Genomic DNA, 23,247 nt, shown 5'->3' with positions numbered 1-23,247 from the left:
TGTCCATTCCTCCTTATCGCTCTACATCCTCTTTGACATCCTGATTTTGAAACGCTTCGACACGTTCCTTCGTTGGCAGCCCTTCTACGTCACCCTCGACTAACGTGACCATGGCCCCTGCAGCATTTCCGCGTCTGCATGCCTCTTCTACCGGCAAACCGTCCAGCAGGCCTGAGAGACAGCCGGCTGCGAATGCATCGCCCGCACCGACCGGATCGACCACATCATCGATGGGATAACCATCGACATAGCCTGTGAATGAATGGTCTTTCACGTAAGCTCCCCTTTTGCCGAGCTTCATGATGACGACAGAAGCTCCAAGTTCATGAAATCTATCAGCCAGCTGCTCCGTAGAAGATGGTCCAAAAAGGAATTCTGCTTCATCGATACCGGGCAGCACAATGTCCGCCATGGAGGCAATTTCCAACAGAGCCGATCGTGCTTCTTCTTCTCCCCACAACTTCTTCCGCAGATTCGGATCGAAAACCACTGTTACGCCGTTACGCTTGGCATAATGAACAGCAGTTAAAACGCTTTCAAGACAACTTGAACTGAGCGCTGGTGTAATACCTGTAATATGCAGGAACCGGGCGCCGGCGATATAGGATTCGTCCAGATCGTCCGGAGTCATCGCACTCGCTGCAGATCCTTTACGGTAATACTGGACCCGCATCTCGTTCGGTGTCAGCTTCTCTTTGAACATGATACCTGTAGGAGCTCCTCCGTAAGAAGTAACTTTGTTGACGTCCACTCCTTCTCCTCGGATGAAGCTGCGAACCTTCTCACCGAATTCATCGTCTCCTACTTTGCTGATAAATCCAACATCATGTCCTAATCGTGCAAGGGCGATGGCAACGTTCGATTCTGCACCAGCCACTTTCATTGCAAAGTCTGAAGCGTAACGCATCAGTCCTGAAGATTTGGACGTGAAAGTAACCATTGTCTCTCCCAGTGTGACTACATCCATTTCGTACCCTCCTTATAAAACGTATCCATTCCTTTCTGAAATCGCTTTCGAAACTGTCAATAAAGATTCAGAAACGAATTCGTAACGCTCGAGGACCCTTGTTTTGGGACCGGCTGTGCTGATTGCCGCAACCATTTCGCCGGCAGCATTATAGATAGGAGCTGCCAAACAATACAATCCCACTTCATTCTCTTCATCATCAATCGCGAAACCCTGTTCACGAAAGCCCGCGAACTGCTCTTTCAGCACATGTGGATCTGTAAGAGTCTTACTTGTAATCGGTTCCATTTTCATGTTGGAAAGAAGATGATCACTGACAGGTTCCGGCATAAAAGCTAAGAAGGCTTTTCCAAGACCCGTACAGTACAACGGTTTCCGCATCCCTATCTGTGCAGTCGTCCGTATAGACCGATAATTATCGAACTTCGCCACATAGACAAGTTCTTCTTCAATCATCATTGCCATGAATACCGTCTCCTCGACCTTCTCCATCAATTCACGGAGATAAGGACGTGCATCGGCATAGACATCGAGTGTCTCTAAAGCTCTCGTTCCAATCTGTACGAGCTTCGGACCGAGTTTATATACTTTCCCTTCAGCCACCGTCAGGAAATGCCGTTTCTGCATCGTCTGCAGCAGTTGGAATGTACTGCTTTGCGGCAGAGCCAACTGGGCGGCGATTTCTTTAAGGGAAAGACCATTGGGATAATCCTTCAAGTGATCCAATATAGAAATGACTCGATCTGCTGATTTGACCGTCATTTTCCTCACCTTCCCATTCACATATGTAAATCGATTTCTCATATGTAAATTTCATACACAACACTATCACAATGAACCGCTTTCATCAATAGATTGACAGAATTTTTTAAATGAAAGTTTCATCTCTTCGTTTATACCAAATAAAAAAACTGCCAGTAATATACTGGCAGTTTTTTTATTTATTCTGTTGCTTTTTTACGATAGACGAAGCCTGCTCCTGCTGCAGCAAGCACTCCGAATGCGATCCACATCCAAATGTACTGGCCTTGATCACTCATACCGCCCAAACCTGTGTCAGGCATTGCATCAGGCATTTCTGTACCGAATTGTTCCGGCATCTGCATCACGATCGCATCGCCTAATGTTTCCCCGATACCGAACATGAATGCATACCCTTCGCGGAACGAATCGTATGCTGCTTCATAATCCTCTCCAGCATAGCTTTCGAATGTTTGCAGGACGTCTTCTTCATGAGACCAAACAGCTTCTGTTGCTGCATCTGCTGGAAGATTTCCTTCTGTCGCCGCATCCAGGAATGCACCGAAGTCTTTAGCAAACAACTGCAGACTGTCTTCAGCCATCTGCTTCGCTTCCTCGTCCCCTTCCAGCACGGCAGATACGACATCTGCTTGTGCATTGATGTGATCCTGCTGCCATACCTGCTCAAACTGTGCCGCACCATCTTCTCCGTAAATTGAGGCAATGGCTGCTGTGAAGTCTTTCGTGTGTTCGTTTTCTGCCCATGTCACGAAATCATAATCCTCCGCCTGGTCATAGCCCTTCTGCATTTCCAGGACGGCTAATGCAAAGTGTTCGGCTGCCAGTGCATTCAGATTAGAACGAAGATCTGCTGCCTTCGTATCGGCCTTCGTGCCTTCGAATTGATCCGGCATTTGAGTCACAATCGCAGTAGATAGCGCTTCACTGACCGTGAACATCCGTTGAAAACCTTTGCGGAACGCCGTATATGCTTCTTGGTAGTCTCCATTTACATAGTGATCGAAGACATTGACTACATCCTGCTCATGCGCTTTCAAAGCTTCTTTCGCTGCATCTTCCGGAAGATTTCCGTCCGTCGCGGCTGCCAGGAAACTGCCGAATTCATTTACGAACTCATCTACTTCCGCTTCCGCCATTTCACGTGCATCCGCATCATCATTCTTAGCTGCTTCCACAAACGCGTCTGAATAATCATTGTGGCCGCGGAAAATTTCTTCAAATTGCGCTGCCGCTTCCTCTCCATAGACGGAGGCAATGGCAGGTGTCATATCCGCTGCGTTTTGATCAAGCTTCTCCCACACCTGTTCCGCATCAGGTGCATCGTCATACGACTTCATCATATAAGTAGTCGCAAGGACGAAGTGCTCCGATAAAAGCTGATCCAGTGTCGATCGTAAATCTGCTGCCGGTGTTTTAACCGTAGGACTGTTTGATGCCATGGCGAGGGAGGGTACGAGGAGGACCAACGCCAACATCATGATCATGATTTTCTTCAAGTGTTTCATCTGACACTCTCCTTTATTAAATAGTTTCTACTCAGCTATCGGAAGAGGAAAAGAATTGGATCACTTTTTTAGAAAAAAATCATAATTTGTCTGAACAATAGAGGGAAAAGCAAATAAAAAAAGCCTCTCCTGTCTAAGGAAAGGCTTGTTAGATCAATATTTAAGTGCGGTAAGATCCTGATCGAGCGGATGACCCGTATAGTCCCATATGTCATCCACTTTCACAGCAGCGGATAGAGCGCCTGCTGTGGTATGCTTCCTGTCTACCTGCCGAAGCATACCGGATGTCAGGACGTCACCCATTTGGTTGGAAATAATCAAGACACCAGGCAGGATTACGTTCTGATCTATTGGATGATTAGTGGAATGGGTGTATATCAACGGCTCTTCGACGGCATAAGGCTCACCCATGAAGTCATAGACATCGTCCGGAGATACCGTTGTCGTCTCAAAGTTATCAAACCCATAATCCAGCAGTTTCTCCGTATCATGGTAAGCGCCGAGCTGCGTACTATTCTTCATCGTGATGGCAACAAGACTGGTACCGTCCCGTTCGGCACTCGTTGCCAATGTGAAGCCAGCCTGTCCGACATACCCCGTCTTGCCTCCAGTCACACCGTCATACGGCATTTCCCGCATCAACTTATGGTGTGTGTATAACGTCGTATCCCAAGACTCACTGTCCCAGTCTATCTGCTTCTTTCCGAACATTTCTTTAAAGGTATCATTCTTCATCGCATAAGCGGTTATCCGTGCCAAATCCTCCGCTGTCGTCATATGCCGTGGATCAAACAAGCCGTGTGGATTGAAGAAGGTTGTATTCTCCACCCCCACTTCCTCTTTCAGGTATACGTTCAGATCCTTAGCAAACTGCCCCGAGCTTCCGCTGAGGTGCTCCGCAATCGCTACCCCTGCATCGTTTCCTGAATTAAGCAGCAATCCTTGAATGAGCTGACCGAGCCTCATCTGATCGCCTTCTTTGAGGAAGACACTGGATCCGCCTGTTTCACTTGCCTGCTTACTCACTGTTACCGTATCATCCAAATCCCCATGCTCGATAGCGTAGATAGCGGTCGCAATTTTCGTCAAGCTGGCTGGGTACAAACGCTCTTCTGCATTTTTTTCATACAATATCCGTCCTGTATTCGCTTCCATGACAATGCCTGACTCACTATCGATCTGTGGAGTATCCCCGGCTTCTGCGGCAGCAGGAGAGGTTAAGATAAATGGTGCGATAATGAATGCAGCGATTATGGCTATAAATATTCTCACATTCCCTGACCCCTTATTTTTCAAAAATACGTACTTCCGATTACAAAAACTAGAACCTATTATAATAGTAAATCCCTGATGTTTCGACATGTTCCGACTCTTTGTAACATAAAATTAATTCCATTGTAATTTTCAATCCAAAAAAAAGAAATTCCAACTCTTATAGAGTGGAATTTCTTCAAGGTGTCGAAACTTATGATGTTCTCTTTTGTTTAAATCCGAATACAATCGTCAGGATGAAAATCAACGCAGCCAAAAGGTAAGCGGTATAGACGACAACCGTCTCATCGGAACCCTGGTTGCGCACACCAATGCCTATGAACGCCCAGACGAAGACAAGCGGATATACCCAATCCTCTTCGCTTACAAGGAAAAATACGGCTAATACCGTGGCGACAACCAGCAGAATAATCGTCCAGACGGTATCAGAAAGACCAAAGCCGTCCCATCCAATATCTGTTAGATAATAGCTGATGTTAGCGATCGTCGCTACACTGATCCACCCTAAATAGATGGAGAATGGCAGAAGATCGAAAAACGATGCCCCGCTTGCTTTCACTGTCGTATACAGCCGGATCAGAGTAAGCAATAGCAGCAGCATGACGATCACGGTCAAACCGAAGTAATTATAATGCCAAAGGAAGATCCATAAACTATTGAGCAGGCTGCTCAGGACGAAAAGTCCACTCGTATTTTGATAAAGCGGCAGATCTCTGCGGCTTGCCGGGAACTGACGCAGCACCCAGATTCCAAGCAGAAGATAAATTAGTCCCCAAATACTGAAGACATACCCTGCCGGTGTAAATAGAACATCGAGGCGGTTGGAAATTTCACCAGTCGTTTGTCCATTCAGCGGCAGCGCGTTCGCAAGTCCGTTAACGACGACGACAAGGATAAACGCCAGGAGATTCAAGATGAATTTACCCATGAAGACACTCCCTTTCCTTTTCCTTTTCTGTTACATAGTATTCCTCTCCTCGCCGGGTTAAAACATAATCATGAAATATCGGTCCTTTGGCCGCTGTAGATGATTTTGATCCTGATTGTACTCTCTCCATCCTTCCTCCATAAAAAAAGCGCAGCTTATGGAATAAGCTGCGCTTTATCATCTTTAATAGCCTTGGAACAAATCCTGTTGATCCGGGACGTTTTCCAAATAGCTGATCCGGCCCGCTTCGTCCAGACGGGCAATGTCCTTCCCTGTCTGCGTGTACACCTTTCCATTTGCAAGCTTTCCGCACACGGCCCACCGCGTTTCATATGCATCGGTTCCTTCGACTTTTTCCCAACCTTCATACATATGCTTAATGTCTGTATTATTGGTGAATACCTGCTTCATGAACAGCTTCCATTGATCCAGCCCCTGCTTCCTGCTGCCATTTAATACGAAGACCATGTCATCCGTGAACAAACCATTTAACTCTTCCATCGCCTCTTCACTTGTTCGGGAACGATCAAAAAGATCGAAATATTTATCTAAATTCATGCTTATTATTCCTCCTGCAAATCTCGCTGTCTTTTTTCCACTAGTAGGTACTTTACACCGCTATATGAGAAAAATCCAGCATCGTGCTTCCTCAAAAAAAGTCACCGCTGTAAGGCGGTGACTTTTCCATTTATGATTTCACAACGGCGGCAAGTTCAGGCTGATCCACCAACTGCACTTCTGAAACAGAAGAGTGCTCTAATTCCAGTATGACCAGTTCATTTCCTTGCTCCTTCAACAGCGGGCCTGGGACGTAGATCCGCTTTTGAGGACCGGCTGTGTTCCAATATCTCCCCAGATTGAACCCGTTTACGAAGAGATTCCCCTTCGTGAACCCTTCACTGTCGATGTAAGTGTCGTGTCTCCCCGGCGCATCGAACGTACCGCGGAAGAATTTCGGATAACGGGAGTCCTCCTGCTTTGCGTAGCTTTCAGGAAGGATATCCAATTCAACGGCGTACATCTCCCATTCAAAGAAATACTGCTCCCCGAGCCAAATATTCTTCGTCAAGCCTTTACGATCCTCCAGATGCTCACCGTAGTTGGCTCTTCCCATATTCTCGACGAGGATTTCCAGCGTATTGATCTTTTCCGGGAAAACGAGTGTCGTTTTCTTCTGTTCGTCATTGATATAAATGGTTTTCTGATACGTACCATTAACGTAAATAAACGCACGGTCATGAACGGCTTCGATCCCCATACTCAGCTCTCCGGAGCGGTTGACGGTCGTCTTATAAAGGGTGTAGCCATAAGCCTGGTCAATTTCCTCCATAGAGAGCGGCTTTATGTGTGCCGTCCGCTTCCCGATTTCGGCAAGGGTATCGAACAGACTCACGCCCTCCTCCACTTCCACCCTGCCGTAAGCTTCGGATGAAAGCACAGACTCATAGTCGGCCGGGACGGTTTGGTAGTCGGCAAGGATGGATTTCACTGCATTGTATTTCTCTGTGATCGCTCCACTCTCTGTCAACAAGCTGTCATAATCATAGCTTGTAATCGTAGGGTAGTAGACATCATAGTGGTTGGCTCCGTTCATGAACCCGAAGTTCGTGCCGCCATGGAACATGTAGAAGTTGACCGATGCTTTTCGTTCCATCAATTCTCTGAAGACAGCCGCAGCATCTCCGGCGTCACGGGTGTGATGCTCCCCTGTCCAATAATCGAACCAGCCGATCCAAAATTCTGCAACCATCTTCGGTGAACCCGTCTTGAATGCATCCAGACGTTCAAACGCCTGCTCCACCTTGGAACCGAAGTTCAACGTTGTCGTCACGTCCGGGAGTGATCCCTGTTCGATAAAGTCTGGACCGTCTGATGTGAAGAGGAAGGTATCCAGACCATGCTGCTCGTATTGTTTCTTAAGGAACGTCAAATATTTCTGATCATTGCCGTAAGCGCCGTACTCATTCTCAATCTGCATCGCGATGATCGGACCGCCGTTCTGGTATAGGTGCGGGACGAACTTAGGAAGTAGCTCTTTGTAATAACTTTCTACGTACGACAGATAAACGGGATCACTGCTTCTCATGACAACATCCTTGTCCTTCAGCAGCCAGGAGGGAAGCCCTCCCATCTCCCATTCGGCACAAATATACGGGGCCGGACGGACGATCACATAGAGTCCCAGATCGGCCGCTGTCTGTATGAAACCTTCGATATCGGCTAAGCCCGAGAATTCGAACTCCCCTCTGCGCGGTTCATGCAGGTTCCAAGGGACATACGTTTCTACCGTATTCAATCCGAGAGCCTTCAATTTTTCCAGTCTGTCTTCCCAGTGCTCCGGGACGGTACGGAAATAGTGAATGGCACCGGAAAGGATTTGAAAGGGCTTATCATTTAAAAGAAATTGACCGTTTTCAGCTGTAAGCATGGCGCTCCTCCTTCTTCATTTGGACAATCTTAAATGTCACACTTCTTCCTGAATACAAGCGAGGCGGATCGCTATCAGATGGTGGGCGCCATGGACACCCCGAACTGGAATGGCCCGCTCTTCAGCTGATACTTCTCCAATACATCCGGTCCACAGCTTGCAGACCCCAACCCATGCTGGCGATGGTCTATCAAAAGCGTCAGGAAATCTTCTTTCTTCAGATCATACGTATGTTTGGCAGCTTCCAAGTTTTCGACAGTGTAATAGTGGGCGTTGAAGTCGAACAAAGAAGCACTCTTCACCTGCAAACCTATCCCATCTAAACGATGAAGCTTCATCCAGCGGACTTCATGACGATTCCCGTTCTCCTGAGGGAAGACATAAGGGGTACGAAGCTCCTCTACATGCTTGGACCATACTCCGATACGGGCCGCCTGCCTGCTGTCGATATAAGCTTCACCCGGTCCACGTCCGAACCATTTCACGTGGTCCAGTCCGGCTGGGAGTTCCATTATCAAGCCAATCCTCGGGAAGGTTTCCAGGGGTTTTCCGTAAGGTTCCCCTTCCACCTGAAGGTCGATAATGCCATCTTCCTGTACAAGGTAACGATAGGTCACGTCCAAGCCCCAGTTCAGGGACGGTGGAGCCACACGTGTTTCTACCGTAACCTCCATCCGGTTATCAGCATGTGCTTGATAATGAAGCGATCGCAGGCGATGACGCATATCCGAAAGCCCGGCGTCTCTCCACTCTTTTATCGAAGGGGTTTCCTTCCATTGATCCTGTCCCCATAGGTCATTGTCAATAGGCGCCCTCCACAGATGAAGAGCAGGGCCTTTCTCGAGCATGGATATCCCTTGATACGTCCATTCCGTCAGCATGCCGTCCTTCTTCGACCATATGGCGGTGAAAGAATCTCCGTCCAAGCGAAGGTGTCGCTCGTCCTCTACCCGTGTAATCGGCGAATGGGTCTCTGCTTGATTATTAACCGCCAATCGCTGTGCCGGAAGCTCAAACTGTGCCCAGGCAATCTCGTGCCCAGTCTCCGCCCAGTCTGTTTCGTGAGCAAGCCTGCATTCTACTGTCAGCCATACTTCCTCTTCGAACGCTTTATCCTTCAGAGATAGAAAAGGAATGTCCACCGTTTTCGATTCGCCCGGCATGATCCCTTCTAATGAAACCACTCCACTATCCAGACAGCGTTCTCCTTCCATCACTTTCCAGGAAGCGTGCAGGTGGTCAAGAGAAAGGAAATCATAGCGGTTGGTTACGTCGATTGTCCCTTTTGCAAGGTCTGCCGCTTCCATACGTACAGGTTCTATCACCTTTTTGTATTCTGCAAGCGCCGGAGACGGGGTGCGGTCCGGCATGACCAAACCGTCGATAACGAAATTGGAATCGTGAGGACGTTCACCGAAGTCCCCTCCGTAGGCATAATACTCCTCACCGTCTTCGTTCGTCTGTAAGATTCCGTGGTCCAGCCATTCCCAGACGAATCCTCCCTGCAGACGGTCGTATCGATAAAAGGTATCCCAGTACTCCTGCAATCCTCCAGGTCCGTTCCCCATGGCATGGGCATATTCACACAATATGTGCGGCTTCTTCAAATCCTTACGTTTCCCTAATGCCTCCATTTCTTCTACAGACGTGTACATCGTTGTAAATACATCGGAAGCTTCCGGATCTATTTTCGGATCATAGAAGCGTTCCGAGGAAGCAAGGGCGCGACTCTCCCCTTCATAGTGAACCAGACGCGTGTCATCGTATTCCTTCACCCAGCGGGCCATCTCCTGATGGTTGCTTCCGAAACCGGACTCATTCCCAAGCGACCACATGATGATGGACGGGCGGTTCTTATCCCGGGCAACCATCCGCTTCATTCGGTCTACATAAGTATCTTTCCATTCAGGGTCATCACTCAGTGCATTCCAGTCCCCGATGACTTCGAAACCATGGCATTCCAAATCCGCTTCATCAATGACGTACAAGCCGTATTGATCACACAAGTCATAGAATCTTGGATCGTTAGGATAGTGGGCCGTACGGACGGCGTTGATGTTATGCTGCTTCATCAAAAGAACATCTTGTTTCATCCACTCGAAAGGAACGGCACGGCCTAGTTCCGGATGGTGATCATGGCGGTTGACGCCTTTCAGTTTCACAGCAGCGCCGTTGACAAGGAATTGTCCATCGACAAGCTCAATGGAACGGAACCCGACTTTCAAAGGGATAATCTCTACGGTCTTTCCTTCCCCGTCTTTCAAGGTAAGGAGTAACGTATATAAGTAAGGATCTTCTGCAGACCAAAGCCGTGGCTTCATTACAGAGAATTCACGGACAGGTGCCAGGTCTTCCAACGGATCATGGATTTCGGAAAATACAGGCTGCTTCTCTTTATCAAAGAATTGATAGTCAAGCGAATAACCGGATATGTCTTTTCCTGTTCCGTTCTCCACCTTGGTTTCCACGACCAACTCTGCGACATCGGACGATTGTTTCCATACCGTCTTCACGAAGATATCGTCGATATGTACTTTTGGAACGACAAGCAAATAGACATCCCGAAAGATGCCGCTCAACCACCACATATCCTGATCTTCTATATACGAACCGTCCGACCATTGATATACCCGAACGGCGATTCTGTTCGTACCTGCTTTAAGAAACGGAGTAAGGTCGAACTCAGAGGGGATACGGCTTCCCTGGCTGTATCCTGCCTCTTTTCCGTTCACCCATAAATGGAAAGCACTGTCTACTCCTTCGAATTTGACGAATACTTTCTCCTCCAGCCACTCCTCAGGAACATAGAATTCCCGTACATAGGACCCTGTCGGATTCTCATCCGGTACATAGGGTGGATCGACAGGGAATGGATAGACAACGTTCGTATAAGCCGGTTTCCCATAGCCGTGCATCTGCCAGGACGAAGGGACCGGAATCTCCTCCCAATCCATGACATCATAATTCGTTTCATAGAAACGTTCCGGGGCATCAAGCGGATTTTCAGCATAATGGAACTTCCAATTTCCGTTGAGAGATTGGAAGGAAGGCGAACACTCCCTGTCAAACGTCCATGCTGCCTGTTCCTTTTTATAAGGAAAGAAGTGTGCCCGCTCTCTTCTACGATTCCGTTCCAACACCTTGATATTTTCATAATCATGCGGCTTTAATTCCATGGATGAACCTCCTTATATCAGCTGTTTCTCTTAACCTTTGACAGAACCCATCATTCCAGCTACGAAATGCTTCTGCATAATGAAGAATACAAGCGCTGTCGGCAGTGTCGCGATAACAATGGCAGTCATGATTACTCCGTAATCCGGAGAATATCCTGCACCAAGATTGGAAATTAACAACGGGATCGTCTGGTTTTCAGGCGACTGCAAAATGACCAACGGCCATAGATAGTTGTTCCAGCTGTTCATAAATGCAATGATCGCTGCAGCTGCATACGTCGTTTTCATTGTAGGCAGGTAGATACGGAAGAAGATACCCAGCTCACTCAACCCGTCCATACGCCCGGCTTCCACTAATTCCTTCGCGAACATCTTCGTATTCTGACGGAAGAAGAAGATAAAGAATGCCGTAATGACGGTCGGCAGGATGGCAGCCGCGAGGGTATCGATTCCAAGAAACGGGATGGTGGAAGATACGCCTCCGAACAAACGGTAAAGCGGAATCATGATGGCTGCAAACGGAATCATCATAGAAAGAAGAAGAACATTAAATATGCGGTCCTTGCCCGGTGAGCGGTAAATTTCAAACCCATAACCAGCAAGGGAACCGATCAACAAAGTCAAAAATGTCGTGATGACGGCAATGATCGTAGAGTTTACGAGCGCCGTGACGACATCCACTGACTCGAACAACACACGGATGTTTTCAAATAGATGGGTACCCGGCAGCAAGCGCCCTTGAGTAACGTCCACCGACTTGTTGGTCATGCTCACAATCATCCACAAAAACGGGAAGATAGAGAACAACGCCGCGACACTCAAAAACACATAGACACCGATTCGTTTTGCTTTCTTCATTTTTCTTCACCTGCCACTTTAAATTGAATTAGCGAGAAGATAACCACAAGGATAACGATTACGTAAGATACAGTCGCTGCATAACCAAAATCAGGGCTGTACTTGAATGATAGATTATAGATGTACATGGAGATAGATAGGGTTGCGTTACCCGGTCCACCACCTGTGATGTTCATGATTTCATCAAAGATCTGAAGTGTTCCGATCGTAGACATGATGGAAGTGAACAAGATGATCGGCTTTAACATAGGGACAGTAATATAGAAGAAACGTTGAATGCTTGACGCACCGTCTATTTTTGCCGCCTCATACATGGACTTATCTACGTTCTGCAAGGCCGATAGATAGAAAATCATATTGTAACCCGTCCAGCGCCATGTGATGGCAAGAATGATCGTGATCTTGGCAAGCAGTGGATCCGCCAGCCAGTTCAACGGTTCCGAAATGAGAGAAAGATCCAACAGGAACGTGTTGATTAAACCATCGACACCGAATAAGTATTTAAAGATAACTGCATAGGCGACCAATGAAGTGACACACGGAAGGAAAATTGCCGTCCGGAAAAATCCTTTGAATTTCAACGTCGAATCATTCAGGATGACCGAAAAGACCAGAGCCAGAATGATCATGACAGGCACTTGCACAAGAAGATAAATGAACGTGTTTGTCAGAGCTGCTATGAAGGTGGGATCACTGAAGAGGCGAATATAGTTATCCAGCCCTACATATTCAAGATTGGCTCCCATACCGGATTGGAAGGACAGCAGCAAAGCTCGTAACATTGGATAGAAATAGAACACTGCGATTCCAAGAATGGCAATGATGATAAACAACCAACCGACATAATTCTTTTTAAACCACCGTTTCGTTCCGTTCTTCTTACTTTTCTCCACATAAGTAGAACTGGTACTTTCCATGGAATTGCTCATTTTGTACTTCCTCCTCTTTCCGCCTGATCCACACTTTTTTGTAAAGAAAGGGATTCTTCGAAAGCATGAACACTTCCCAAGAACCCCTTTTTTAGTGAATCAGTCCTGACTGATTTCTAACGGAATTATTTCAACTGCGCTTCTGCCTGAGCTTGAGCATCTGCGAGCACAGCATCCAATTCTTTTCCGTTCAAGTAGTTCTGCATTTCCGCTACAAGGATATCTTCAATGGCGTACGTGTGCGTTCCGTAATCGACAGCCGGGATCTCGTTTGTCCATTCAGACAAGTCAGAGACCAATTTCTGTCCGCCGAAGAATTCGCTTTCCTGCTGATAAGCTTCTCCCTCTGCTGCTGGAGAGTACGTAGCGACAGCTCCTACTTCCGTAATTAGATCCTGATAGAAATCAGTATTGCTTCCGAAAGTTTCACCCAGGAATTCAGCTGCTTTCTCTTTCCCATCGATGTTCAACACATAGAAGGAGCTTCCTCCAAGGTTCGATGCGTTGACGGCACCCTCTACATCAAGTTTTGGAATTGGAGCGACCGCCCATTTACCGGACTGGGATTCTTCCGCCATGATGCTTGCACCGATCCAGTTACCAGTCGGAACTGTCGCAATGTCTCCACTGTTAAAGGCAGCGACATATTGACTCCAGTCTGAATTCGCTTTCACAATATCCGCTTCCATCATGGACTTGTAAGTTTCGAACGCTTTCTTCAGTGCTTCGTTACCTTCAATGTTCAATGTTTCTCCATCTTCCTCGACATACCATTTACCAGCAGACTGGATCATGGCACGGACGATTCCAAGATCATTAGGATCCATGGAAACCATGTCTTTTCCTGTTTTCTCTTTCACGTCTTTACCGATGGCAATGAATTCATCCCACGTGATGTCTGTCAGATCTTCTTTCGTATAACCGGCTTCTTCCAAGTAGTCCGTACGGAAGTAAAGCCCCATAACGCCTGTATCAAAAGGAAGTCCGTACTGCTTTCCATCCAAGCTCGTCGGAGCGATCTTATAGGATGCGAAATCATCTGGATTCATATAATCATCAATTGGATAAAAAGCATCAGGATAAGATTTCAAGAAACTTTGAGCACGCTGGTCTTCAATCAGAACGATGTTCGGCATACCTTTCATTGTTCCGGAACTGAGTCCTGTATTCAATTTCTGTACGATATCATCTTGAGCATTTTCAATAATTTCGATTTCTGCATCGCCTTCGTAGGCATCTTTAGCAATTTCCAATGCTGCTATATTGAACTTCGGATCCCACGCCCATGCTGTGACTTTATTGGAATCTTCCCCACCTCCATCACTACCGCTCGATTCATCCGAAGAACAAGCAGCAAGTGTGAAAATAGCGATCAGAGCTAAAGCGAACACCCAACTTTTCTTAAAAAGAAAACCTTTCACAACGAAAACCCCCTTTTATTTGTAAGCGTTATCATTACGCCTATATTTATCATAACGGATAAAAAAAAAGACCGTTAGAACGATCTTTAGAAAATTATTTAACTATCTTTGGAGTTTCTATGATTACGATGGACCTATTTTGGTATTATTTATAGGTATGGTCATATCTTTAGGATTTCCTTCGAGTAATGGTAGAACTATTTTCACTTTCGTGCCCTTTTTCCACTCGCTGGCTATTTCTACTCCGTAATTTTCTCCGAATAACATCTGGATTCGATCATGTACGTTCCGAATCCCTATACCGCTGAACAACTTTCGTTTCTCCTTCTGATTTCGGAACGTTTCCATCCGCATGCCGTCTCCTGTATCCACAACTTCACAGACCAGTTTGTCCTCCCGCTGGGCAATGAGAATTTGAATGAAGCCTTCCTTTTTCTCCGTAAATGCATGAAAGAAAGCATTTTCCAGGAAAGGCTGGATCACCAGCTTAGGTAAATGATAGTGAAGACAGTCAGGGGAAATAAGCGTGTTCACCTTAATTTTGTTTCCATAACGCATCCGATTAATAAGGATATAGTGCTCGATGTTCGCAGCTTCCTGCTCTACGGTAATGGTTTCATCCACGTTCCCGAGTGCATTCTGCAGCAAAGGAATAAGCGCATCGATCGTATCGAATGCCTCTTCTTTCTTCCCTTCTTTCACCATGAATTTAACAGAAGTCAACGTATTATATAAGAAATGGGGATTGATCTGGTGTTGAAGGGCCTCAAGTTCCGCTTTTCTCGCCTGCCGCTGCGTTTTCAGCAGAATATCCACATGATCCTGAAGCTCGTTCAACATATAATTGAAAGCCTCGCCGAGCTTTCTGGCTTCGTATCCCCCCTCTTCGTCTACCGGCTTTCGGAAATCGTATTTTGACATATTGGAAATCTGTCCGACCAGCCTGCTCAAGGAATTGGTCATCCTCCTCGATATAATGAATACGATTCCTACGGCCAAGATGACGATTCCTACGCTGATCATCACCAGTTCCTTCGTATCAATCAAGTTATTGACGACGACCTCCTGATCGATCAGATTAATGACATACATGTCCAAAGCCGGCAGAGATTCTGACATCATTAAATAGTCCTTACCGAACGCCTCCGCATCTCTATATTCCTTACGGTTTACATCGGAAGCTTCTGCAACGGAAAGAAGGTGCGGGGTACGGCGTCCGATCCATTCAGACCTATTACTGGAAACGATCTCCCCCTGTCCGTTCATGACAAGCACACTATTCCCTTCACTCGTAAACCCTTCATAAAAGGCGTGAACGTCCCTTTCCCGGATGGGAATATATACATATCCATAGATATTGCCAGTCGACCTTTCCGTCAAGGCTTTAGAAGCAACGACCATATCTCTGCCATTTGAAATTTCACTGGCAGGAATGAATTGGTACAGAATTTCGTCCGGGTTCTTCCGCAGATTTTCTGTAATTGGATGGTTGATCAGAGCATCTGCAGTGACAGGCCAATGGTTATATTTCATATTGAACAGACGGCCGTTGTTGCCAAGTACGATCATATTAGCCTGATTCAGACTATCTGTATAAATGCGGTCCAGCTGTTCTGTAATCCCGTAGTACGACTTCGATTCTTCTACCGAATTCATATCCTCTCTCGTCAGCAGTCGCTTGATCGTCCCGTTATCCTGGACATTCATGGTAGTAGATGCGACTGCATTACTGAAAGATTCGAATTCCTGCTTGATCTGATTCAACACTTTCGTATTGGTAATACTGAAGGTTTCCATGAATAAATTATTGGACATTCGAATCGTACTGAAGGCAATTAAGACCGAAACAGCGACAATACTGATCACCATGACCAGAAACATCTTCATGAACAACCGATTGTTCCGAATAAATTCTCGCAGTCTTTTCATCTGGTTTCCTCAATTCGCTGCCATAGCTTTTTTACGATACTTTCCCGGAGAGGAACCGACCAGCCGCTTGAATACTTTACCAAAGTAGCTTGGATCAGAATAACCGACCTGCTCACTCACTTCGCTTACAGGTGTATTCGTCGATTCCAGCAGCCGTTTCGCTTTCTCAATCCTCACCTTGTTCAAATAATCGCTGAAACCGATATGAAGGTGCGTACTGAAATACGTAGATAAATAAGATGCGTTAAAGTGAAAATAGTTGGCAAGCGTCGTCAAGGACAGCGGTTCCGCGTAGTGTTCTTCTATATATTGCAGCAGACGCTGGACATCGGTCGGGCATTCCCTCTGGGTATCCTCTTGAACGACCACTTGAACCTTCTCCAAAAAATCATAAAAAGGTGCGACCGCATCATTTACATTCCCAGCCTCGTTGATGACTGCAAAGTATTCATACTTTAACGTTTCCAGGTCATCCACCGGATATTTCATATTGCCGAGGAGAACAATGCTGTTAAAAATGACGTTCTCCATCCAGGATTTAAACTCAAAGATATCGAGAGTATAATCACTCGTCAAGGCATCGAGGTGCCTTCTTAAATTTTGTATGGCCGTATCGAATTTCCGCTGCTTGAAGCGATCAATGAAACCACTTAAATCGAATGGGCGCTCCTTCCGCTCCAAATCCGGCAGCAGCCCTTCCATAAGAATAGGAGCTTCCGGCATATAAAAGGCGTATTCTTTCAAGCGAATAACCTGGTCGCGATAGACTTCACCGACTTCCTTAAGAGAGAAAAACGGTGCACTGACGACCCACGGAGCGCGGTCTCCGACTCCTTCATATTCATCGGAGAAACGTACCAGCCTTTCTTGGACAGCAGCTGTATGAAGGGAGTCATAAATGAGCAGAGCCACGTTGAAATCGCTTTCAACGTCAGCGATCCACTCAATTCCTTTAATCGCTCCCTCTTCGGATAATTTTTGATGCAGGGATATAAGTGCCGAATTGCCGCCATTCCGTCGTGTCTCGGTCAATCCGAGAAGCGTGTAGGCTCCCTGCGGGAATGCCTGTAACTTCTCTTCTTCTTCCGCCGTCCACTCCTGTCCCTCCAATTTCTTACGCAAAAGATCTTCCAAGGAGATATCTTTTTCATATTCAACCGGGTTGTCTGCTGTATTCGGCGAAATCCGATTTAACGTCCGAATCAGCTCTTCCCCGTTCAATTTCGGCTTTAATATATAATCGGCAATACCGAATTGAAAGGCGGAACGCACATAGTCGAAGTTCTCAAAACTGCTCAGTACGATAATTTCAACGGACGGATGCCGTTCCTTGACGGCCTTCACTAATTCAATTCCGTTCATGCCAGGCATAACGATATCCGTAATAAGCAGATGTGGATGAAGCTCATCGACAAGCTGCAGCGCCTCTTTCCCGTTTGATGCTTCTCCCACAATACGGAATCCCTGACTCTCCCAGTCGATATAATTGATGATCCCCTGCCTGATCAGCATTTCATCATCTACAATGACCACTCGATATAAATCTTCCATACGAACCCCTCCCCGCTTTCATTCCCAAGGCTTGATCCTGTTTGCCTTTCTCTGTCAGCTGAACCCATCTTCACCAGGAAACCAGGGTTTTTGCAGAAAATTCTTTATACCTATATTCTAATGTCATTTTTTTAAACCGTAAACAGCAATCCATGCGAGGTCTCTGACAGAACAAAAAAAGGACCAGCATCCTGGTCCTTTTCATAAGCGGGGAGAAGGAATATCGACAAGGAAGCAGCGGAAACCGTCTTCCCTTCCCATCTTTTCTGTATAGTCTATCCATCTGACAGCTGCTTCCATCTCAAGCGTATGCTGATGGATGTCTCTCTCCAGATCTTTCATAGTTTGAAGAAGTTCAAACAACGTCATACCAAACCTTCGGGCGGCCTTCCGGTGTGGTTGATCGCTGCTTATCAATCGAATGAAATCGTCCGGGGTCGACACTGTTTCTGCAAGTTCATCCTCCATTTGAATGACATAGGTATATAATTCTCTTTTGTCAGGATTCATCTGAAGCAGGACATTCTTTTTTAGTATGTTGCGCAGATAATGACTCACGCCTTTTCCCTCGATTCTTTTGCTGAATATACATAACATAATTAAAGAGTAACGATTACTGTTTAAAATTATACAATATGCGCTACGTATGTAAAGCTGAAATTCCCAGAAGACAACCGAAGAATCAAAACATTTTTTAATACCTAGTTGACTGATAGGAATTATTGTAGTTTAATACCAATAATAGCAAATTCGATCCTCAAGAGGACAAAGGAGTGGAAGGATGTACGAATCATATCCGGTAATCAATGGAGCAGAATCGTTTACGTACGAAGGCAGTAACGGCGTCGGGATCCTTTTGTGTCATGGTTTTTTAGGTACACCACAAAGCATGAAGGACCTTGGGACGGCGTTTGCATCCAAAGGCTACACCGTTAAAGCACCAAGGCTTGCAGGCCATGGAACACATGGGGAAGATCTGAAGCACTGTTCTTTCTCCGACTGGTTCTTATGCTTGGAAGAAGCCTACAGCGAGTTAAGCGCCCAGTGCGGCCGGGTTTATGTTGTCGGTCAATCGATGGGCGGCACGTTGACGCTCGACCTTGCCAGCCGGCATAAGGCAATAGACGGTATCCTGTTGATTAATCCAGCTATGTCCATCCCCTCTTTCTCTACTTATAACAGGAATGATTGTCCGATGTGGATCGAAGAAGGACGTCCGGACATCAAGAAAAACGACGTGGAAGAAATCACCTATACCAGAACCCCGCGATTCGCATATCGACAGCTGCTTCAATACATGGAAGTGGTCCAGAAACGGCTTCCCGCCGTATCCTGTCCGATCAGCTGTTTCCAATCAAGGATCGATCATGTCGTTCCACCGGCAAACACCGACTTCATCCTCCAACGTGTTGGTTCGAAGCAGAAGTCCAAAGTGGTGCTTGAGGACTCTTACCACGTCGCATCGATGGATAATGATCAGGAAACGATCATTGATCACACCCATGCTTTCATTCAGAACCACCTGCACTACGCCTTACTAAAAGTCGATCTCTAACAAAAAAAGCTGCCATTGCCTGGCAGCCTTTTTTTGTCTTCTATTAATCGAACAGAACACTGACGGAGTGCTCGTGTTGGACACGAAGGAGTGCATCTGCAAGCAATGGTGCCACAGACAGCGACTTGATTTTAGAGATCCGCTTTTCCTCCGGAAGGAAAATAGAATTGGTTACAAGCAGCTCTTTGATCGGCGATTGATCGATTTTCTTCACAGATGGATCCGAAAGTACAGCATGAGTTCCACAGGCATAGATATCTTTCACATCATGCTTGAGGAGCGCTTCCGCAGCAATTGTAACTGTATCGGCGGTATCAATCATATCATCCACGATAATTACGTGTTTGCCTTCTATGTCACCGATGACATTAACCTGACCTGGTTCTCCTGGCCCCTGTCTGCGCTTATCTACGAAAGCAATCGGCAGATCCAGAATGTTGGCCATTCTTCTTGCGCGGCTTAAACCACTCGTATCCGGTGCAACGATGACTGTATCCTGCAGATTCTTATAATTTTCTTTGTAATACTGTGCAAGAATCGGAATACCAAGCAACTGATCCACCGGCGTATTGAAGAAGCCTTGGATTTGAGGCGCATGCAGGTCGAGAGTGATCACACGTGATATGCCCGCTGTTTCCAGAAGGTTTGCAATCAATTTCGCAGTGATCGGCTCACGAGGACGTGCCTTTCGGTCTTGACGTGCATAACCGAAGTAAGGAATGACGACGTTGATCGTCTTCGCCGAAGCACGTTTCATCGCATCAATCATAATAAGCAGCTCCATCAAGTTCTCGTTGACAGGCTGGGACGTCGGTTGGACGATATACACATCATCCCCGCGGACGCTTTCTTCAATGTTGATCGTAATTTCTCCATCACTGAAACGGATGACGGAACTCTTTCCTAAAGGAACTTCCAGAATGTCCGCTATTTCCTCCGCCAACGGCTCATTGGAATTCATGCTGAACAGCTTCATCTTTGATTCTGAACTCATATAGATCTCTCCCGTACAAAAAAAGTGAAAACCGGATTAAGGTTTATGAAAAAAATACAGCAGCGTTTTCCGCCCCTATAAATGGAAAGTACACCTTCTTATTATAGCATCAAAATCCCCTATGCTTAAATCAGACTCCTGTTCCATTTATTCCCTCAGATCCTCCTTCTCTTATCCAAGGCAGGATGAAGATAAAAAAAGGAGGCCGACAGGACAAGTAATCCTCCTGTCAGAATAGGAACAGTTGTCCCGTACACTTCCGCCAGCCATCCTGCAAATAAAGCGGAAACCGGCATGAGGGACCACGTCATGAAGCGGCTTGTCGCCTGCACTCTCCCGAGCAGATGCGCCGGACTCCCCTGCTGACGGATAGTAAGGATACATGGACTGCTGATGGAAGCTGTTCCTGTACCGACGGCATTCATCACAGCAAGCCACCAGAAAGACCCTCCTGCCGCGAAACCTGCAATAGACGCCCCGCCGAGAACGCCTGTGCAGAAGAGAAGCGTCCGGTATGTCATTCGTTTACTGAGCCAGCTGGACGCGAAGGATCCTGCCACAGCTGTAATGCCCCCAACAGAAAGAAGAAAACCAATGGGGACGGTGGCCATGTTAATGGTGGAATTCAAATGCACAATGTACATGGTAAGAAACATGGTCGTTCCGAACACAGAAAACAGCATAGCAAGGTTCGTGTGAAGAATCGCTTTGACAGACCAAACATAACGAAACCCTTCTTTCAACCCGGATATCATTCCGCCTTTGTTCTTTCCACTCCATGCCGGTGGTTGTATAGGAAGGCTCCAAACGACCAAAGCCCCGATCAGAAACGAGAAACTATTCAGGATCAATCCAACTCCGGGGTTCCAAATACTCAGAAGAATCCCTCCAAGCCCCGGGGACAGAAACACAGCAGCCTGAAAAGTTCCACTGTTGACAGCATTCATAGCCGGCAGCTCTTCCTCTTTTACTAATTCAGGAAGAATAGCAAACTGAGATGTTTGATAGAGTTGGGTACACACGCCCACAAACAGTGCTGCTGCATACAGATGCCAGATTTCCAGCTGACCCGTTATGTATAGAATCCCTAAAAGTCCAATAGCTGAAAATCGGGACAGGTCACTTCCCAAAAGAAGGAACTTCCTGTTGAAACGGTCCGTCCACACACCAGCCAACGGCTGAAGGAGAACAGGCAGCCTTTCCAATGCCGCAACGATTCCCATACTTAAAGGAGAACCTGTGATGGATAAGACAATCAGTGGCAGAGCAATCAAGTAGATTTGATCTCCGAAGAAAGATACAAGATTCCCTCCAATGAACCGGAAAGCCGGATGACGAAAGGTGTATCGTCTCTTATCTTCGACAACGTCCGGAACGGCTCCCCTCCTCATTTACATCCCAAATAAGCTATCATATCTGTTCCCATAGATTCAATTACTTCCGGATTTCCCTCATAAACATTCCCTTCCTGCTTAACAAGTCGCGCAGATTTCAACAGTTTCAAATGATGGTGAATGGTCGTCTTCCCCATCCCCAGCTCTGTCGTCAACGATTGGAGCGAATGCGGTCCCTCCATCAGCCGCTTCAATACCCTCAAACGTGTTTCATCCCCCAGCGCTTTGTATCTTTGCACCAGCTGTTTGTTCGGAACATCCGCTTCCGGATAGATGCTTCCATTCGCTGCTGCATAGTAAAACACCTTCACACCTTCCAAGTCCGCCTCCACATTCCACGGACGATAAATATAGTGAGGGATAAGGATAACTTTATGGACTCCCGGCTCCGGGAGATACTTCACTCCATCTGTTGCCCACTCCACAAGCTGTTCCGCATTCATCTGCTTCTGCCTCTTCTGTTTAGAAATATGATCTCTCGTTAAAATGGAAGAAAGCTTTTCCTTATCAGGACGTATCACGGTCTCAAACCAGCCTTCCATCACCTTCCCCAAGTGCTCCTTCAACTGTGTGCCGGAAACATGCATAATAAATGCCAAGTAGCCGGGCAGGAAAGGATGATTCTTTAATTCTTTCTGGAGCACATGCAGCGCTTCCTCAGAACCTTCCAAAAGCTCTTGTTTTCTGGCCTCATACTTTCTCCCAAGATAAGGAACAGCATAGGATTTCAATTCCTCATTCGACAGCCCCTCAATAAAGGACTGAAATTCACTCATCTGTGTAAAGTCCCCTTGATGAAGCAGCTGCAAAAGCGTCTTCCATGTATTATGTTCTTTCACATAGGATAGGTGGTCGATCATATCGCTTGAGAAAGAGGCAAGAATCAAATCCCGATCTTTCTCCTTCCATTCCAGCGTGTCCAATAAGGAATCGTTGGTAATGGCTGCAATGCCAAGAGCCGCTTCCCATAATAAAGAAGACTTCACCTCCACCTCATACGTCTCTCTGTTCAGCTTCGTCCCTGCAGAAAATAATTCCATATTATCCCTCCTATCTATATTCTATACATATAGAACATAATATTCAAACTATTTAAAATAAAAAACTCAAAAATCCTTTCTTGCTACTTTTCTAGTAAACAGCACATTCAGTTATAGGAATAAAGTGCCAAAATCCTCCTATTTCGTTGAAAAGCATGGAATCAATTGGTAAGGTGATAAAAACTTCCAATTAATCCTCATCCATGACAAAACAAAAGGAGAGTTATGTTTTATGAAGAAACTTGCAAAAGTAGGAATCGCTTTAGCCGCTGTAGGTATCTTGAGCTTTGGGGACGTTACAGGTTCGACCTCTTCCGTCGTGGAAGCAAAAAGCATGACATCCGACACCCTTCACCACGCAGGTTCCACTTCTTTCGGAAGCGATTGGAAAAGTGGACGCGTAGGATTCTGGGGCGGTTGTGCTCTATCCGGTTGGTTAGGGACATTTGAATGCCATGAGTCCCAACTTCCTTGGTAATAAAACGACTACTCATAAGAAATGATAATGGAATGAATCCAAAAAGCCCCTGTTTCCTTG

At 46.4% G+C, this 23,247-nt stretch carries 19 protein-coding genes; 2 read left to right on the top strand and 17 right to left on the bottom strand.

Annotated features, from left to right (window positions below; translation table 11 throughout):
- Nucleotides 1-13 precede the first annotated feature (13 nt).
- The 14 genes from QRD89_RS02815 to QRD89_RS02750 form a co-directional block, all read right to left on the bottom strand.
- On the bottom strand, nt 14-967 hold the full coding sequence (locus QRD89_RS02815) for a sugar kinase (protein WP_008636415.1): 954 nt from the start codon (nt 965-967) through the stop codon (nt 14-16).
- Nucleotides 968-979: 12 nt separating this feature from the next.
- On the bottom strand, nt 980-1,729 hold the full coding sequence (locus QRD89_RS02810; protein WP_286096273.1) for an IclR family transcriptional regulator: 750 nt from the start codon (nt 1,727-1,729) through the stop codon (nt 980-982).
- A 179-nt stretch (nt 1,730-1,908) separates the two neighbouring features.
- A complete protein-coding gene (locus tag QRD89_RS02805; RefSeq protein WP_286096272.1) occupies nt 1,909-3,234 on the bottom strand; it encodes a copper amine oxidase in 1,326 nt (441 codons plus the stop codon).
- 153 nt (nt 3,235-3,387) lie between these two features.
- Entirely contained in the window at nt 3,388-4,506 is a 1,119-nt protein-coding gene (locus QRD89_RS02800) for a D-alanyl-D-alanine carboxypeptidase family protein (RefSeq protein ID WP_286096271.1), read from the bottom strand.
- A 193-nt stretch (nt 4,507-4,699) separates the two neighbouring features.
- Nucleotides 4,700-5,434, bottom strand: a complete 735-nt coding sequence (locus QRD89_RS02795) for a TspO-related membrane protein (RefSeq protein ID WP_026578773.1) — start codon at nt 5,432-5,434, stop codon at nt 4,700-4,702.
- 183 nt (nt 5,435-5,617) lie between these two features.
- Nucleotides 5,618-5,992: a nuclear transport factor 2 family protein gene (locus tag QRD89_RS02790; RefSeq protein ID WP_008636410.1), complete on the bottom strand. Its 375-nt coding sequence runs from the start codon at nt 5,990-5,992 to the stop codon at nt 5,618-5,620.
- 130 nt (nt 5,993-6,122) lie between these two features.
- A complete protein-coding gene (locus tag QRD89_RS02785; protein ID WP_008636409.1) occupies nt 6,123-7,862 on the bottom strand; it encodes a glycoside hydrolase family 35 protein in 1,740 nt (579 codons plus the stop codon).
- A 74-nt stretch (nt 7,863-7,936) separates the two neighbouring features.
- Nucleotides 7,937-11,038, bottom strand: coding sequence for a beta-galactosidase, LacZ type (gene lacZ, locus QRD89_RS02780; RefSeq protein WP_286096270.1), 3,102 nt, complete (start codon nt 11,036-11,038; stop codon nt 7,937-7,939).
- Between the two features lie 30 nt (nt 11,039-11,068).
- A complete protein-coding gene (locus tag QRD89_RS02775; RefSeq protein ID WP_008636407.1) occupies nt 11,069-11,896 on the bottom strand; it encodes a carbohydrate ABC transporter permease in 828 nt (275 codons plus the stop codon).
- Nucleotides 11,893-12,825, bottom strand: coding sequence for a carbohydrate ABC transporter permease (locus QRD89_RS02770; RefSeq protein ID WP_008636406.1), 933 nt, complete (start codon nt 12,823-12,825; stop codon nt 11,893-11,895). The genes QRD89_RS02775 and QRD89_RS02770 overlap by 4 nt, the downstream gene beginning before the upstream one ends.
- 125 nt (nt 12,826-12,950) lie before the next feature.
- Nucleotides 12,951-14,246, bottom strand: a complete 1,296-nt coding sequence (locus QRD89_RS02765; RefSeq protein WP_008636405.1) for an ABC transporter substrate-binding protein — start codon at nt 14,244-14,246, stop codon at nt 12,951-12,953.
- Between the two features lie 123 nt (nt 14,247-14,369).
- The gene (locus QRD89_RS02760; protein ID WP_286096269.1) at nt 14,370-16,175 is read right to left on the bottom strand and encodes a cache domain-containing sensor histidine kinase; all 1,806 of its coding nucleotides are present in this window, start codon (nt 16,173-16,175) and stop codon (nt 14,370-14,372) included.
- Between the two features lie 9 nt (nt 16,176-16,184).
- Nucleotides 16,185-17,726 (bottom strand): response regulator transcription factor, encoded by a 1,542-nt coding sequence (locus tag QRD89_RS02755; RefSeq protein ID WP_062515591.1) that lies wholly within the window; start codon nt 17,724-17,726, stop codon nt 16,185-16,187.
- Between the two features lie 201 nt (nt 17,727-17,927).
- The gene (locus QRD89_RS02750; RefSeq protein ID WP_286096268.1) at nt 17,928-18,284 is read right to left on the bottom strand and encodes a hypothetical protein; all 357 of its coding nucleotides are present in this window, start codon (nt 18,282-18,284) and stop codon (nt 17,928-17,930) included.
- A 223-nt stretch (nt 18,285-18,507) separates the two neighbouring features.
- On the opposite strand from QRD89_RS02750, the gene QRD89_RS02745 reads away from it, so the two are divergent.
- A complete protein-coding gene (locus QRD89_RS02745; protein ID WP_286096267.1) occupies nt 18,508-19,281 on the top strand; it encodes an alpha/beta hydrolase in 774 nt (257 codons plus the stop codon).
- A 43-nt stretch (nt 19,282-19,324) separates the two neighbouring features.
- Here QRD89_RS02745 and QRD89_RS02740 read toward each other — a convergent pair whose 3' ends face one another.
- The 3 genes from QRD89_RS02740 to QRD89_RS02730 all read right to left on the bottom strand — a co-directional run bounded on the left by QRD89_RS02740 (nt 19,325) and on the right by QRD89_RS02730 (nt 22,709).
- A complete protein-coding gene (locus tag QRD89_RS02740; protein WP_008636400.1) occupies nt 19,325-20,275 on the bottom strand; it encodes a ribose-phosphate diphosphokinase in 951 nt (316 codons plus the stop codon).
- A 155-nt stretch (nt 20,276-20,430) separates the two neighbouring features.
- Nucleotides 20,431-21,666, bottom strand: a complete 1,236-nt coding sequence (locus QRD89_RS02735) for an MFS transporter (RefSeq protein ID WP_286096266.1) — start codon at nt 21,664-21,666, stop codon at nt 20,431-20,433.
- On the bottom strand, nt 21,663-22,709 hold the full coding sequence (locus QRD89_RS02730) for an ArsR/SmtB family transcription factor (RefSeq protein ID WP_286096265.1): 1,047 nt from the start codon (nt 22,707-22,709) through the stop codon (nt 21,663-21,665). Before QRD89_RS02730 ends, QRD89_RS02735 begins: the two co-directional genes overlap by 4 nt.
- Nucleotides 22,710-22,941: 232 nt before the next feature.
- Between QRD89_RS02730 and QRD89_RS02725 the strand changes: the two genes are divergently transcribed.
- Nucleotides 22,942-23,187 carry a hypothetical protein gene (locus tag QRD89_RS02725; protein WP_008636395.1) on the top strand — a complete coding sequence of 82 codons (246 nt, stop codon included), beginning with the start codon at nt 22,942-22,944 and terminating at the stop codon, nt 23,185-23,187.
- Nucleotides 23,188-23,247: the final 60 nt, after the last annotated feature.

The organism is Halobacillus sp. ACCC02827 (assembly GCF_030291935.1).
GTDB lineage: Bacteria > Bacillota > Bacilli > Bacillales > Halobacillaceae > Halobacillus.
The sequence above is the reverse complement of the archived record's forward strand: the minus strand, read 5'-3'. Positions and strand labels throughout refer to the sequence as shown.